At 59.6% G+C, this 15,821-nt stretch carries 12 protein-coding genes, 1 tRNA gene and 1 pseudogene; 11 read left to right on the top strand and 3 right to left on the bottom strand.

Features of this window, described 5'->3' with window-relative positions; all coding sequences use genetic code 11:
* The first annotated feature begins 35 nt into the window (after positions 1–35).
* The 10 genes from nifU (at position 36) to ACVWZG_RS10875 (ending at position 8,896) form a co-directional block, all read left to right on the top strand.
* On the top strand, positions 36–947 hold the full coding sequence (nifU, locus tag ACVWZG_RS10830; RefSeq protein WP_457406989.1) for a Fe-S cluster assembly protein NifU: 912 nt from the start codon (positions 36–38) through the stop codon (positions 945–947).
* Between the two features lie 277 nt (positions 948–1,224).
* Positions 1,225–2,103: a nitrogenase iron protein gene (nifH, locus tag ACVWZG_RS10835; protein WP_011430651.1), complete on the top strand. Its 879-nt coding sequence runs from the start codon at positions 1,225–1,227 to the stop codon at positions 2,101–2,103.
* Between the two features lie 96 nt (positions 2,104–2,199).
* Entirely contained in the window at positions 2,200–3,663 is a 1,464-nt protein-coding gene (gene nifD, locus ACVWZG_RS10840) for a nitrogenase molybdenum-iron protein alpha chain (RefSeq protein WP_011432082.1), read from the top strand.
* Between the two features lie 65 nt (positions 3,664–3,728).
* Entirely contained in the window at positions 3,729–5,264 is a 1,536-nt protein-coding gene (nifK, locus tag ACVWZG_RS10845; protein WP_457406986.1) for a nitrogenase molybdenum-iron protein subunit beta, read from the top strand.
* 253 nt (positions 5,265–5,517) lie between these two features.
* On the top strand, positions 5,518–6,705 hold the full coding sequence (gene nifV, locus ACVWZG_RS10850; RefSeq protein ID WP_457406983.1) for a homocitrate synthase: 1,188 nt from the start codon (positions 5,518–5,520) through the stop codon (positions 6,703–6,705).
* Positions 6,695–6,844, top strand: a complete 150-nt coding sequence (locus ACVWZG_RS10855; protein ID WP_011432085.1) for a hypothetical protein — start codon at positions 6,695–6,697, stop codon at positions 6,842–6,844. Before nifV ends, ACVWZG_RS10855 begins: the two co-directional genes overlap by 11 nt.
* On the top strand, positions 6,841–7,104 hold the full coding sequence (locus tag ACVWZG_RS10860; protein WP_011430646.1) for a nitrogen fixation protein NifZ: 264 nt from the start codon (positions 6,841–6,843) through the stop codon (positions 7,102–7,104). The genes ACVWZG_RS10855 and ACVWZG_RS10860 overlap by 4 nt, the downstream gene beginning before the upstream one ends.
* Positions 7,101–7,301, top strand: a complete 201-nt coding sequence (nifT, locus tag ACVWZG_RS10865) for a putative nitrogen fixation protein NifT (RefSeq protein ID WP_011430645.1) — start codon at positions 7,101–7,103, stop codon at positions 7,299–7,301. Before ACVWZG_RS10860 ends, nifT begins: the two co-directional genes overlap by 4 nt.
* 98 nt (positions 7,302–7,399) lie before the next feature.
* Entirely contained in the window at positions 7,400–8,656 is a 1,257-nt protein-coding gene (locus ACVWZG_RS10870) for an L-lactate MFS transporter (RefSeq protein WP_457407028.1), read from the top strand.
* Positions 8,657–8,812: 156 nt separating this feature from the next.
* Positions 8,813–8,896 (top strand) — tRNA-Leu (locus ACVWZG_RS10875).
* Here the strand turns inward: ACVWZG_RS10875 and ACVWZG_RS10880 are convergent.
* On the bottom strand, positions 8,897–11,086 hold the full coding sequence (locus ACVWZG_RS10880; protein WP_457406981.1) for a glycosyltransferase 61 family protein: 2,190 nt from the start codon (positions 11,084–11,086) through the stop codon (positions 8,897–8,899). It lies immediately after the preceding tRNA gene.
* A gap of 193 nt (positions 11,087–11,279) precedes the next feature.
* Here ACVWZG_RS10880 and ACVWZG_RS10885 point away from each other — a divergent pair, with 193 nt between their 5' ends.
* Positions 11,280–13,973, top strand: a complete 2,694-nt coding sequence (locus ACVWZG_RS10885) for a phycobilisome rod-core linker polypeptide (RefSeq protein ID WP_457406978.1) — start codon at positions 11,280–11,282, stop codon at positions 13,971–13,973.
* 62 nt (positions 13,974–14,035) lie between these two features.
* Here the strand turns inward: ACVWZG_RS10885 and ruvB are convergent, their stop codons facing one another.
* Together ruvB and ACVWZG_RS10895 are read right to left on the bottom strand one after the other, a co-directional pair.
* On the bottom strand, positions 14,036–15,172 hold the full coding sequence (gene ruvB / locus ACVWZG_RS10890) for a Holliday junction branch migration DNA helicase RuvB (RefSeq protein ID WP_011430641.1): 1,137 nt from the start codon (positions 15,170–15,172) through the stop codon (positions 14,036–14,038).
* 140 nt (positions 15,173–15,312) lie between these two features.
* Positions 15,313–15,821, bottom strand: a pseudogene (locus ACVWZG_RS10895) (photosystem II q(b) protein); the annotation flags it as partial.

The following is a 15,821-nucleotide window of genomic DNA, read 5'->3' on the forward strand; positions in this document are numbered from 1 at the left end:
CTCGACCGTTAGCATCCTCAACTCAGGATCCAGCCATGTGGGACTACAGCGAAAAAGTTTTGGAACTCTTCTACCACCCCAAAAACCAAGGGGCAATGGATCCCAGCTCCGAGCCTGGTGTTCGGGTGGTGGTGGGAGAAGTGGGCAGCATCACCTGTGGCGATGCCCTGCGGCTCTACTTAAAGGTGGACGAGGCCAGCGAGCGCATCTTGGCTGCCAGCTTCCAAACCTTCGGCTGCACCAGCGCCATTGCCTCTTCCTCGGCCCTGACGGAGCTAATCACCGGCCTCACCCTGGATGAAGCCCTGCAGATCGACAACCGCCAGATCGCCGATTACCTGGGCGGCTTGCCCCCCGCCAAGATGCACTGCTCGGTGATGGGGCAAGAGGCTCTGGAGGCAGCCATCTACAGCTATCGCGGCCTTCCTCTGCCTGACCACACGGATGATGACAGCGCTTTGGTCTGCTCCTGCTTTGGCGTCAGCGAGCAGAAGATCCGCCGCTTGATCCGGGAAAACCACCTCACCTCCGCTGAGGAAGTAACAGCCTACAGCAAAGCGGGTGGTGGCTGTGGTTCCTGCCTGGCCCAGATTGAAGACCTGATTGCCGCCGTTCTGGCCGAGACTGACGCAACCCCTTCAGAAGATTCAAGAAATTCAAAAGGGAACTCCCAAAACCAGACAGAGCCCTCTCCCGCTGCTCCCTCTCCCCTCACCACCTTGCAAAAGATCGCCCGCATTCAGGCCGTCCTGGAGGAGGAAGTTCGCCCGCTGCTGTTGGCCGATGGCGGCGATGTGGAGCTTTACGACCTGGAAGGGGATCAGGTGTGGGTGCGCCTCAAGGGATCCTGCACCACCTGCCCCAGCCAGCAAAACACCCTGCGGTTGCTCATCGAAACCCGCCTGCAAGAACAGGTGTGGCCCACCTTAACCGTGCATGCCCTCTAGTTCCCCATTCTCGATAAGCCTGAGAGCCCTATGATCTGCCCCACTGTTACTCCCCGTCGCTTCCCCCATCTCCTGCATCAATTCGGGAGGGCCCCACCGTTCAACCGGTTTGCTTTTGGATTCCAAGGGATCCAAGGCTGCCTTCCCGCGAGCTGAAATCCTTTGCAGTAAGGATCCCGTCTCGCTAATGCGACCAGTTGCGCCCATTGGCAAGAGATTTCTAACCCTTAAGTCGCCCCCAAGTCTTTCCTCAAGTCTTCATTAGGAGAACTGAACCATGAGACAAATTGCATTCTACGGCAAAGGCGGTATCGGCAAATCCACCACCTGTCAGAATACCGTTGCCGGTATGGCCGAATTGGGGCAGCGGATCATGATCGTCGGCTGCGACCCGAAGGCCGATTCCACCCGCCTCATGTTGCACTGCAAAGCCCAGACCACCGTCCTTCACCTGGCGGCTGAGCGGGGATCCGTAGAAGACGTGGAGCTGGAAGAAGTGGTTCTCACCGGCTACCGAGGGGTGCGCTGCGTGGAATCCGGTGGCCCCGAGCCTGGTGTTGGCTGTGCCGGACGAGGCATCATCACCGCCATCAATTTCTTGGAAGAAAACGGTGCCTACGAGGATCTGGACTTTGTCTGCTACGACGTGCTGGGGGACGTGGTCTGCGGCGGTTTTGCCATGCCCATTCGGGAGGGCAAGGCCCAAGAGATCTACATTGTTTGCTCCGGCGAAATGATGGCCATGTATGCGGCCAACAACATCGCCCGCGGCGTGCTGAAATACGCCTACTCTGGCGGCGTGCGCTTGGGTGGCTTGATCTGCAATAGCCGCAAAGTGGATCGCGAGATCGAGCTGATCGAAGCTCTGGCCGAAAAGCTCAACACCAAAATGCTGCATTTCATCCCCCGCGACAATGTGGTTCAGCACGCAGAATTGCGCCGCATGACGGTGATCGAGTACTCCCCCGACTGCAACCAAGCTGACGAGTATCGGGCCTTGGCCAAAAAGATCATCAACAACACGGATCTGAGGATCCCCACCCCCATCTCTATGGATGAGCTGGAACAGTTGTTGATAGAGTTCGGCGTTTTGGACGACGACCAGAAAATCGCCCACCTCATCGGCAAAACCGAAAAAGAGCTGGCCCCTGTCTGATCCCCGAAAAGACGGGCTGGGGGTAGCTGGTTTCCTCCCTCAGCCCCCCCCTCGCACTGTGGCTTTTATCCATGACACCCAATAGCTGAGGTTCTCATGACTACTCTGAAAAGTACCCTCAAAGAGGAAACCCGGAAAATCGTAACGGAGGTTCTGGAAACCTACCCCGAAAAAGCTCAGAAAAAGAGAGCTAAGCACCTCAACGTCTATGACGAGGGCAAAGCAGATTGCGGAGTAAAGTCCAACATCAAGTCGATCCCCGGCGTCATGACCACTCGCGGCTGTGCCTATGCCGGTTCCAAGGGGGTGGTGTGGGGGCCGGTCAAAGACATGATCCACCTCAGCCATGGCCCCGTGGGCTGCGGCTACTACTCCTGGTCGGGACGGCGCAATTACTACGTGGGAATCACCGGGGTGAACACCTTCGGCACCATGCAGTTCACCTCCGATTTCCAGGAGCGGGATGTGGTGTTTGGGGGGGACAAAAAACTGGCCAAACTCTTGGTAGAAGCCAGCGAACTCTTCCCCTTGGCCAAAGGCATTACCATCCAGTCCGAATGCCCCGTCGGCTTGATCGGGGATGACATCGAGGCAGTGGCCAAGAGAGTTTCCAAAGAAATTGGCAAGCCGGTGGTACCGGTGCGCTGCGAAGGCTTTCGGGGGGTCTCCCAGTCCCTGGGCCACCACATCGCCAACGATACGGTGCGGGACTGGGTTTTGCCCATTGCTGACAAGAAAGCGAAGGAGGGATCCCTCAACTTTGAGCCCGGCCCCTACGATGTGGCCCTGATTGGGGACTACAACATCGGCGGCGACGCTTGGTCTTCCCGGATTTTGCTGGAGGAGATGGGCCTGCGGGTAGTGACCCAGTTTTCCGGCGATGGCACCTGGAACGAGATGCTGCTTGCCCCTCGGGTGAAGCTGAATCTCATCCACTGCTACCGCTCCATGAACTACATCTGCCGCCACATGGAGGAAGCCTACGGGATCCCCTGGCTGGAGTTCAACTTCTTTGGCCCCACCCAAATTGCCAAATCCCTGCGGGCCATCGCCCAGCGGTTTGACGAGACCATCCAGGCCAAGGCAGAGCAGGTGATCGCCAAGTACAAGCCCCAGAGCGAGGCCATCATTGCCAAGTACCGTCCCCGCCTGGAGGGCAAGCGGGTGATGCTGATGGTGGGCGGACTGCGGCCCCGCCACGTCATCCCGGCCTTCCGGGAGCTGGGCATGGAGGTGATTGCCACCGGCTACGAATTCGGCCACGGCGACGACTACAAGCGCACCACCCAGTACATCGACGATGGCACCCTCATCTACGATGACGTGTCCGGCTACGAGTTTGAAGAATTTGCCAAGAGGTTGAAGCCAGATCTCATCGCCTCCGGCATCAAGGAGAAGTACGTCTTTCAAAAGATGGCTTTGCCCTTCCGCCAGATGCACTCTTGGGACTACTCCGGCCCCTACCACGGCTACGACGGCTTTGCCGTGTTCGCCCGCGATATGGATCTGGCCTTGAATAGCCCCACCTGGGATCTGGTCAAAGCCCCCTGGAAGTCTTAGCTTGCCGCCGGGATCCCAGACGCCAACGGCCCTTCCTTCCCCTGCCCCTCATTAGGAGACCGACCATGCCGCAAGATATCCAAGACATCAAAGATCACGCCCGCCTGTTTCAAGATCCGGAATATCAGGCGCTTCTGCAGTGCAAGCAAACCTTTGAAGATCTCCCTTCCCCGGAAGAAGTGGCCCGGGTGGCCGAATGGACAAAATCTTGGGAATACCGGGAGAAAAACTTTCAGCGGGAAGCTTTGACGATAAACCCTGCCAAGGCTTGCCAGCCCTTAGGGGCCATCTTCGCCGCTGTCGGCTTTGAGGGAACTCTGCCCTTTGTCCATGGATCCCAGGGGTGTGTGGCCTATTTTCGCACCCATCTCACCCGCCACTTTAAGGAGCCCTTTTCGGCGGTCTCCACCTCGATGACGGAAGATGCGGCGGTGTTTGGCGGCCTCAAAAACCTAATCGAGGGACTGGAAAATGCCTACGCCCTCTACAAGCCCAAGATGATCGCCGTGTGCACCACCTGCATGGCGGAGGTGATCGGGGATGACCTGGGAGCCTTCATCACCACGGCCAGAAATGAGGGAGTTATTCCCCACAACTTCCCGGTGCCCTATGCCCACACGCCAAGCTTTGTGGGATCCCACATCACCGGCTATGACAACATGCTCAAGGCCATTCTCAGCACCCTCACCGAGCCGGTGGGCCGCACGGGTAGCAATGGCTACATCAACGTCATCCCTGGCTTCGATACCTACGTGGGCAACTTGCGGGAGATCAAGCGCATCTTCGGCTTATTTGGGATCCCGCTGACCCTGCTGGCGGACAACTCCGACTATTTGGATTCGCCCAACGACGGCACTTTCCACATGTATCCCGGAGGAACCCCTTTGGAGGCGGCTGCCCAATGCCTCAACGCCGAGGCTACTTTTTCCTTCCAGCGCTACACCACGCCCAAGACCCTGGAGTTTCTAGCAGAGGCCTCGGGTCGGCCCACCCTGACGGCGCGGCCAGTGGGTATTCGGGGCACGGATGAGTTTTTGATGCAGCTATCTCAGCTAACCGGCAAGCCCATTCCCCCCGAGCTGGAGATCGAGCGGGGCCGGGCGGTGGATGCTTTCACCGACTCCCAAGCGTGGATCCACGGCAAGCGGGTAGCCCTGTATGGGGATCCGGATCTGGTGATGGGCTTGCTGAGCGTATTGCTGGAGCTGGGGGCCGAGCCGGTGCATGTGGTGGTGACCAACAGCAACGAGGAGTTCGAAGCCGAGGCGCGGGCACTGCTGGCCTCTAGCCCCTATGGGCAGGGGGCAACCGTCTGGGGGGGCAAGGATCTCTGGCATCTGCGCTCTCTGATGTTCACCGAGCCGGTGGATCTGCTGATCGGCAATTCCTACGGCAAATACCTATGGCGGGATACGGGCACGCCTTTGGTGCGCATCGGCTACCCCATCTTCGACCGCCACCATCTGCATCGCTATCCCACCTATGGCTATGTGGGGGCGCTCAACCTCCTTAACTGGCTGGTCAACACCATTCTGGATGAGGCCGATCGGCGCAGCATCATCCCCGGCAAAACCGACATCTCCTTCGACTTAATTCGTTGATGGCCAGAGCAGCGGGATCCCAAAGGCCGGACTTTGTCGGACTTTGTCAAGGATCCCCTGCTCCAAAGACTCCACCCCGCTAAGAGGAACAGCCAAGCCTTACAGGAATCTGATGAATTCTGCGGCAACTTGGTTGAGCTTTCTACCCTGGACATGATTGCCCTGACGCAACCGGGGTCCCGCTAGCGGTGCGGAGCACCATCGACGGTTACCGATTGCCTAGGCGGGCCGTAGGTCTTGGAGGATGGATCCCATGAATTCCTCTGTTACCATCAACGACACCACCCTGCGCGATGGGGAGCAAGCAGCAGGGGTAGCCTTCCAAATCCCCGAGAAGATCTCCATTGCCGCCCTCTTGGATGCCATTGGCGTACCCGAAATTGAGGTGGGGATCCCGGCCATGGGCGCCGTGGAAACGGAAGCCATTCGCGCCATGCTCAGCCTGGGGCTGCGGGCTCAGCTGCTGGGCTGGAACCGGGCTGTGCCCAGCGATATCCTCGCCTCTATTCGTTGCGGCCTCAAGCGGATCCACATCTCCGTGCCGGTCTCGGATCGGCAAATCGCTGCCAAGTTCCAAGGGGATCGCCCTCGGCTGCTGCGACAGTTGCGCCAATGCGTGGAGATGGCCTTGGAGCAAGGGCTGTGGGTCTCGGTGGGGGCAGAAGATGCCAGCCGCACCTCCCTGGAGCAGGTGATCGAGCTGGCCCAAATGGCCCAGAGCTGGGGCTGTCGGCGCTTCCGCTACTGCGATACGGTGGGCGTTTTGGATCCTTTTAGCACCTACAAGCAGATTCGCCGTCTGGTGCGGGCCATCGATATCCCTGTGGAGATGCATACCCACGACGACCTGGGCATGGCCACTGCCAATGCCTTGGCCGGAATCCGCGCCGGCGCTCAGTCGGTAAACACCACCGTCAACGGCCTGGGGGAACGAGCCGGCAACGCCCCCCTGGAAGAGGTGGTGATGGCTCTGCGCTGCACCTTGGGGATCGATGTTGGGGTGGATACCCGCCGTTTGCGGGAGCTGTCTCAACAGGTGGCGCGGGCCAGCGGTGCTCCCCTCCCCCCCTGGAAGGCCATCGTTGGCGACAACGCCTTTGCCCACGAGTCGGGCATTCACGCTGCAGGGGTGCTGCGGGATCCCCAGACCTATGAGCCTTTCCCACCAGAAGCCGTGGGCGGCCAGCGGCGGCTGGTGTTGGGCAAACACTCCGGCCGGCATTTGCTGCTGCAAATCCTCAAGGAACACGGGATCCCTGTCGAGCAGATCCCACCTGGCCAACTGGAAAAGCTCCTGGAACAGGTGCGGCAGCACGTCACCCACTGCAAGCATCCGATCCCACCGGCGGAACTGGCCCGTTATTGCCGCGCAACGCTGACGCAATGGGCGCAACACACTCCAGAACCCATCCCAGAGGAGAGCCATCCCGATGTTGTCTAACCGCTTGTCCGGAAAGGAAACTTCCAAATCTCAGGCCATTTTGGCAGCCGTGTCTCGACGGGCGCGCCAAGTAGGCCGCAGCCTAACCCGCCAAGAGCTTTGTCAGGTGCTGGCAGAAATCACAGGAGGTACCCCATGAGCGACGAACTGGAGCTGGATCGCCCTCCCCAATTTGAGCTGGGCGACAAAGTCCGCATCCGTAAGGTCATCCGCAACGATGGCACCTTCTTCGGCCAGCCGGTGGGGAAAATCTTGGCCGTTCCGGGCGACGAAGGTTACGTGATTTCCATTGGCACCTTTCTACAACGGTTTTACGTCTATGCCGTCCACTGCTTGGCCAAAGGCTTGGTGGTGGGGTGCCGTGCCCAAGAGCTGGAACTTGTGGAGAAAGGGCTATGAAAGTCATCCTGCACGAAAGTGCCTACGGGCATTTGATGGTCTACGTTCCCAAAAAAGATCTGGAAGAATCGGTTGTGGCCACCCGTTCAGAGGCCGGGGAAACCATTTTCACCTTGAGCAACGGTTGGGAATTGTCCATCCCGGAGCTGCCGGAGCCTTTGTCTCTGCCCAAGACGGTAGAGGCCAAACGCCTCTAGCCAACGGTTGGCTGAACAATTCAAGCAATTCTATTCCTATCGGCTCATCCCCGAAAGGGCTGAGAGAATGGGTTGAACTCAGCTCTAACAAGCTCCAAATACCCATGAAAAGGGTTGGATCCCCCATTACTTTGTATAGACAACCAGCCTATGGAGGGAGATGGCTTTTTATCCTCCTGGGGCTCCTGGTTCTTCTTTGCCTGGGAACCGTCTATTCCTGGAGCATTTTCCGCAAGCCCCTGGAAACAGAGCTGGGGATTGGGGCCAGTGAGAGCCTGCTGCCCTACACGATTGCCCTCGTGTTCTACGCTACCCTCATGCCCATCACAGGGTTTGTCATCCCCCGCTGGGGATCCCGCCGAGTACTGGCTCTGGGGGGCAGCTTGGTGGGCCTGGGCTATGGGCTGGCCAGCTTCGCCCCCTCCATTGGGTGGATTGCCCTCTGCTATGGAGTCATTGCCGGCAGCGGTGTGGGAATAGCCTATGGAGTGCCAATGGCCGTGGCAGCCCGTTGGTTCCCGGATCGCAAGGGATTGGCGGTGGGGTCCACCATTATCGGCTTTGGCCTATCCCCCCTGCTTACCGCTCCTCTAGCCAACCGCTTGATCGAGGCGCTGGGGGTTCGACCTACGCTGCTGATTTTGGGGATCCTCTTCGCGGCAGTGATCCTGGGGATCGCAACCCAACTGAGATTTCCTCCTCCCGATTGGATCCCTTCCTCACCTTTTCCAAGAAAATCCACGAATGGCCCAGATCGCTCTCCGTTGACTTCTCGGCGCTCTCTCCCTCTGCTGAGAAACCCCTCCTTCTATGGCCTGTGGATCTGCTACGCCATCGGCACCCTGGTTGGTTTAAGCGCCATTGGGATTTCTGGTCCTGTGGGGGAAGAGCTGATCGGCCTGGATCCCCCTGCGGCTGCCAACAGCGTGGCTCTCTTCGCCATTTTCAACGGGCTCAGCCGTCCTCTGTTTGGCTGGTTGGCCGATCGATTACATCCCCATCAGGTCACTACGGGCTCCTATGGGCTGATCCTGCTGGCCTGTGGGCTGATGCTCCTGCCTCCCCAGGGATCCCTTCTGGCCTACTGGGTAACTTTTTCCTTGCTTTGGTTTTGCCTGGGGGGGTGGCTGGCCATGGCTCCCGCCCTGACCCTGCGCTTGTTTGATCCCGAACGCTACGCCCAGAACTACGGCATTGTGTTTACCGCCTATGGAGTTGGGGCCTTGGTGGGAACGATGATCGCGGGGCAAATTCGCGATAGGCTGGGCAGCTATAGCTATACCTTTTATGGGATGGCCGCCTTGGCGGTGGTGGGGATCTGGGTGGCCAACGTTTTTTTGAAAGAGAAGTTGTAGGAGCTTCAAGCCAGCGGGCACAGCAGGGATCCCATCAGCAGGGGCAGCAATCCCCTACTTCATACCCTCCACTGCAGGGCTGGGTGAACCAACTTAAAGACTTGCCCCCCCAAGGCAAGCAGTTTGGTAGAGTAGTACGGCTATTGCCGACAGATTGGGATCGTGGCGGAATGGTAGACGCTACGGACTTAAAATCCGTTGTTCCTCAAGAACGTGAGGGTTCGAGTCCCTCCGATCCCATCATCCCTTGATCCCTGTCTGTTCCAGCACATTCAGCAAGTCCGGGATCCGAACCCAGGCATCTTCTCGATCCAAATCGGGGCTGGAAAGAAGAGCCACCAAAGCCGGATCGCAAACAGGCGCCACCAAGGGGAAATACCTTAACCCTGCCACCTGAGCAATACTCCAAAAATAGGGAAGCACTGCATTGCTGGGCAAGATCTCGATGACGGTGGTGCCGGGTGGACAAAAGGCGAGGTTGGTCAGGCCCGCCCCGTGGATCCCGATCACCGCCTCTGCCCCTTGCATTAGGGCTATTTGCTCTTGAAGAGAAAGGGTTTCCATTTGCACCGGTGCAAATCCCCAGGAGCGCAAGCAGGCCAGCACCTCCGCTTCGTTGATCACCCGCCGCCAGCGGGCAGACCGACGGCTGATGTAAATCCGCCGCGGCTGCAGGGGGTCGATGGAGAAACTCGGCTGGGCCAGTTGCCGCAGCACCTCCAATCCCCTAGGCGTCAAGCACCCCACCGGAGCGCCTGCTGAGGGCACGATCAGGTTTTGGGCTTGCAGATGGGATCCCCCCAACTGCTCAAAGCTGAGGATGCGCTCGGCTGGGATCCCCAAAGCAGCCAAGCTCTGCACCTGAAAGGGCTTTCTTTGATACCCGTGGATCAAGATGGGGATGTCCTTTTCCAGGGCGCCCGACCGCTGCAAGATATCGAGGGCCGGCAGAATATCCACCATCCAGTGAAAGTAATTAACTGCCCCCAAGGGCAAAAGGGCAACGGGGCCATCCAGTGGGATCGGTGGGGGGAGATGGGGCAAGCCCAGCAGGGGGTGGTGTCGCAGGTGATCTGGCCTGTAGTCCCAGTCGAGGAACTCCGGCGGCGGCAAGCTCAGGGATAGATCGGCGAGCAATTCTCCCCGGCGGGTGAGCACCCCGCTGGCAAAGCTGGCGTAGAGGTGGCGGGGATAGTGGCCCACGTGGACGGATCCTCGGGGGATCTGGGCGACAAAGGTCTCTGCCAAGGGGATGCGCTGCGGGCGCAACTTTTGCAAAATGTCGGGATCAGCGGCAGGGGGCGCTTTTAGACAGAGAACCCCCCCTGGATCCAGCAGTTGGTAGTCCCCTTCGCCCGTGGCCTGATGCCACTGTCGGGTGGTGAGGTAGCCTTGGGTTGGCACTGGCCAGAAGTCAGTTGTAGGGGGAGTGCTCTGGGAAAAGGAGTCTGCTGGAGGGGCAACGCCTTCTGGAGCCCAACGCTGCCGCCAAGCCGAGTACAGCAGGCAATCGGGGCCCTCCCCTCTGCATGCCTGCTCCAGTCCAGACCGCAGAGGGCTTTCTCCGCCGCTGCCCTCGCACCACGCCTGCACCCAATTCCGTTCCGCTGCCACCGCTCGGCAAACCTTCTCCCAAGCCGCCTCAGGGTGAGCCAACCGCACTTCCGCTTCCGCCCAGTAGCTGTAGAGCTGCGCTGTCCCGGTGCCCCGCGCCTCAGCCGCCTGGAAACACCCCACAGCCTGAACTGGATCCTGCAGATCCAGCCACGCCAGGCCCATCTGTACCCAGGGATCCCCCCACTCAGGGCGCAGCCGCGCAGCCTCCTGCAGAGGGGAAATCGCCTCTCGCAAACGGCCCAGCTTCATCAGGGCCAAGCCCCAGCGCCAAAAACTCTCTGCTGCCGCCGGATCCCGTTGGCAAGCCCGCTCAAACCACTCCGCTGCCGAGCTCCACAGCCGGCTCCGCTCTTGGGTCAGGCCAATGCGGTGGGCAGCCAAAGCCTGGCCAGAAGACGGCTCCAGCCCAGAAAGCCCATCCCCCACCTCCAGAAGCTGCCGATACAGAGCTGCTGCCTGCGGCCAATGGCCCTTCTCCCACAGCCTTTCCGCCAAAGCCTGCAAGCCCCTCAGCAGGTGGTAAGCGGCCTCGGATTCGGCCACGCCCTCTGCATGCAGCATTGCCAAGCCCTCTTGCCACGCAAGCTGCCCCTCCAGTTCCCGACCCAGCAGGAGATAGGCAGATCCCAGATCCCAATACAGCTCTGGAGACAGGGATCCCTGCTCGAGCCGCTGCTGCAAGACCTGAATGACGTGCTCGTAATGCCCCTGCTCCCAATCCTCAAGGAGAAAAGCAGAAGACAACAGATGGGGGGGTAGAGCTGGGTTGGGAGCCATGTCTTTGTGGATGAGAAACAGTGTTACAAACTGCAACAATCCTCCCCCTCTGGGCCCATGCCCCTAGTATTCTAGGCTTGGCCTCCCATTCAGGGATCGGACAGCGATCCTTCTCAGCTCAAAGAGGGATACTTGTCCGGTCGCGGGTCAGCCTCTTCATCCCCTTCGATGGCACTGTCCTCGGCCTTTGTCGGCAGTTTTTTCGATCAAAACGGAGTTTAAGAGATCGATGGGTATCAACGTATCCGCTGGCGCAGTCGTTTCCAGCCCCCGTCTGTACCAAACCGTGCCTGTATCGACCATCTCCCAAGCGGAACAGCAGGATCGCTATCTGGGACGCACCGAGTTGGATCGCCTCGAGGATTTTTTCTCCAGCGGCCTGAAACGGCTGGACATTGCCCAGGTGATTGCAGCCAACTCCGAAATCATCGTCAGTCGCGCCGCCAACCGCATCTTCACGGGGGGCTCGCCCATGGCCTATCTGGAGCGGCCCGAAGTTACTCAAGATGAGAAGGAAGCCTTCAAGCTGGGCACTGCCTTCTATGTGGAATCCACCGGCGGATTCATCGAGGCCATCCGCAACATCTTCAGCGCCAGCGGCGTGGAGATTCCCCCCAACTTCCGCCCCATCAACATCTCCCGCTACGGGGCTGCCAACATGCGCAAATCGCTGCGGGATCTGAGCTGGTTTTTGCGCTACGTTACCTACGCCCTGGTGGCCGGGGATCCCAGTATCATCGCCGTCAACACGCGCGGCCTGCGGGAGATCATCGAAAATGCCTGCTCCGCCGAGGCCACCATTGTCGCCATTCAAGAGATGAAACGGGCGGCGGCTGGCTACTTCCGCAAAGATGCCGAAGCAGTTGCCATCATCAACCAATATTTCGATGTCTTGCTGAGCGAGTTCATCGCCCCCGCCCCTTCCGACAAGCTGCGGCAGCGCAATGCCAGCACCGCCGACGGGATCCCTCTGCAAGGGCTGCAGCTACCCCAGATCTACAACTTGGCTGCCGAAAAAGTTCCCGTTTTTGCCATGAAGCCGGGGCTGTCCAACGCCGAGAAAGAAGAAGTCATCAAGGCCGCCTATCGACAGGTGTTTGAGCGGGATATCCGCCGCGCCTACGGCCTCAAGCTTTCCGACCTGGAGTCGAAGGTGAAAAACGGCGAGATCTCCATGAAGGAGTTCATTCGCCGCCTGGGCAAATCGGAGCTGTATCGCAAGCAGTTCTACGAGCCTTACATCAACAGCCGCGTCGTGGAGCTGGCCTTCCGCCACTTCCTGGGGCGGGCTCCCGAAACCCGCGAGGAAGTGCAGACCTACTTCTCCATCATCTCCAGCAAGGGTCTGGCTGGCCTGGTGGACGCGCTGGTGGATAGCCGCGAGTACGGAGACTACTTCGGCGAAGAGACGGTACCCTACCTGCGCAAGCTGGGGGTAGAAGCGCAAACCAGCGCCAACTGGGGGGCCAAATTCGACCTCTACAACTACGCTGCCCCCCGCCGCAAGGTGCCCCAGTTCATTACCCTCTTTGCCCGCTACAACCGGCCCCTGCCGGATCAGCATGCCTATGGCTCCGGCAATGACCCGCTGGAGATCCAATTTGGGGCCATCTTCCCCAAGGAAACCCGTTCCCTCAGCGCCCGCCCTGCTCCCTTCAACAAAGATGTCAAGCGCATCCTCATCCGGCGCGGCTTTGCCCTCACCAACGAGCGCACCAATCCCAGAGCAGCAGGGGATCCCGGCAGCCTTGGCCCGAAGGTTTTCAAGCTCACCCAGACTCCCGGCGATCGCAGCCGACGGCTGGGGGTGCGGGCCGGCATTGTCGGCAGCGAGGGATCCACCCAGGCGGTGATCCGCGCCTGCTACCAGCAGGTGTACGGTTACATGCCCTACGAAGGCCAACGGCTAACCCGTTGGGAGATCAAGCTGGAGTCGGGGGAAATTCCTGTCAAAGAGTTTATTCGCCAACTGGCCAAGTCGGATCTCTTCCGCAACAAGTACTGGTCCAGCTTGTATGTCTGCAAAGCCATCGAGTTTATCCACCGCAAGCTACTGGGCCGACCCACCTACGGGCGCCAGGAGATGAACCGCCTATTTGACATCGCCTCCAAGCAAGGGTTCTACGCCGTCGTGGACGCCATCCTCGACAGCGAGGAGTACCAGCAGGTCTTCGGGGAAGATATCGTGCCCTATGAGCGCTACCTCACCCCCGGCGGCCTGGCGCTGCGGCGGATGCGCCCCGGCTCCACCGACATGGCAGTGACCAAGCCCATTCGCACCGACGACGACATCCCTCTCTTTGTCAAGTTGGGTCAGCCTCGGGATATGCCTTCCGGCGAGCTGGAAATCCAGCGGCGGGCCCAGCAGGGGGTGCCCAAGGTACGCCAAGAGATCCCTGTCTTCAAGCTCACCAGCCTGGCCAACAAAGCGGAAGTCAACAACCTCATCCGCGCCGCCTACCGGCAGGTCTTCGAGCGGGATATGGACATCTACAACATCAGCGCCGAGCTCAGCTCTGCCGAGTCCAAGCTGCGCAACGGCGAGATCACCGTCAAGGAGTTCATCGAGGCGCTGGGGTGTTCCGAGCTGTACCGCTCCGAGTTCTATGCCCCCTATCCCAACACCAAGGTGATCGAGCTGGGCACCAAGCACTTTCTGGGCCGTGCGCCCCTCAACCAGCAGGAGATCCGCAAGTACAACCAGATCTTGGCCACCCAGGGGGTGAAAGCCTTTGTGCGCGCCCTGCTGAACACCCAGGAATATCGGGATCTCTTCGGCGAGGACACGGTGCCCTATCGCCGCTTCCCCACCTTGCCGGCGGCCAACTTCCCCAACACGCAGGAGCTGTACGGTCGCCTTACCAAGCAAAACCGCGAGCTGGTGGTGCCCAGCTTCAGCCCTGTGGGCAATGACCGTAGCTAGATGGGGCTCTCAACTGCTCTCTTTCTTGTGAGAGAGGGGTCGGGGGTGAGGGGAGAGACGAGTTAGCTCCACAAAGGCAGGGGGGATTGGGCTTCATAGCCCAAATGCCGTAGCGCAGCGGGAGTGACCACTCGGCCACGGGGTGTACGCTGCAAGTAGCCGATCTGCAGCAGATAAGGCTCATACACTTCTTCAATGGTTTGGGGATCCTCACCCGTCACCGCGGCCATCGTCTCCAAGCCCACTGGCCCTCCACCGAACTGCTCCACCAGCACCGTCAGCAGCTTGCGATCGATCCAATCCAAACCCATGGGATCCACCTGGAACAGCTCCAGAGCGGCTGCTGCCACTTCTTGGCTAATGTGGCCATCCCCTCGCACCTGGGCGTAATCTCGCACCCGCTTGAACAGGCGGTTGGCAATGCGGGGCGTGCCCCGAGAACGGCGGGCGATCTCTGCAGCCCCTTCTGGATCGGTGGAGACATTTAAGAGGCGAGCCGTGCGCAGCACGATCTGCACCAGCTCGTGAGGCTCGTAAAAGCGCAGCCGTTGCACGTGGCCAAAGCGATCCCGCAGCGGAGAAGTGAGGGCGCCAATGCGGGTTGTGGCCCCGATGAGGGTAAAGCGTTCCAAGGGCAGAGAGGTGATGCGAGCAGAGCGACCTTTGCCAATGGTGATATCAAGACGAAAATCCTCCATCGCCGGATAGAGCAATTCTTCTGTAACCTTGGGCAGGCGGTGGATCTCGTCAATAAACAACACATCCCCCCGCTTCAAGCGCACCAAATACCCGGCAATGTCGCGGGGGCTCTCCAAAGCCGGCGCGGTGGTCATGTAGAACTGGGATCCCATTTCTGCCGCCAGCACTGCTGCCACCGTGGTTTTGCCTAGACCAGGCGGGCCGTAGAACAGCAGGTGATCCAGAGGCTCTTGGCGAGCGCGGGCCGCCGCAATGGCAATGGAGAGCACTTCTTTAAGTTCCGTCTGGCCAATATATTCCGCTAGGGTGCGCGGGCGCAGGGATTCTTCCTGGGCTTCGCCAGGGTGGGCTTGCGGCTGCAACAGGGCAGAGGGATCCGCTCCCCTTTCCCCAGCAAAGCTCAACTCTCTGCCTTCTTTTCTCCAGGCTGAAGACTTTTGCTGCCGCCGCTTGGGGCCCTCAGCGTTCTGGCCTGTATCCCGAGAAGAAATGATTGCCATATCCCTAAGTCACAGAGGCAATGGCCCCAATTTAACTCTAGAAAAGCTCTGGGAAAGATCACCCCAGCAAAGAGAACAAAAAAATCCCCCAGACCAAGCTGGGGGATCCACCAATGCTGTTGAAGCGTCAGGTCAGGCCATCAGCCACGCACCGCAGGCGCTACCTCCACCGCCGCCAAATCCAGCGGGAAGTTGTGCGCATTCCGCTCGTGCATCACTTCCATCCCCAGGTTGGCACGGTTCAGCACATCAGCCCACGTCCCAACCACTCGACCGTTGCTGTCCACAATCGACTGGTTGAAGTTGAACCCGTTCAGGTTGAACGCCATGATGCTGATGCCCAAAGCCGTAAACCAAATCCCAATCACCGGCCAAGCCGCCAGGAAAAAGTGCAGGCTCCGGCTGTTGTTGAACGACGCATACTGGAAAATCAACCGGCCAAAATACCCGTGCGCCGCCACAATGTTGTAGGTCTCTTCCTCTTGCCCAAACTTGTACCCCAGGTTCTGAGACTCCTCTTCCGAGGTCTCCCGAATCAGGCTCGAGGTCACCAGCGACCCGTGCATGGCACTAAACAGCGCACCCCCAAACACGCCAGCCACGCCCAGCTGGTGGAACGGGTGCATCAGGATGTTGTGCTCTGCCTGGA

The organism is Thermostichus sp. OS-CIW-33, assembly GCF_054059615.1.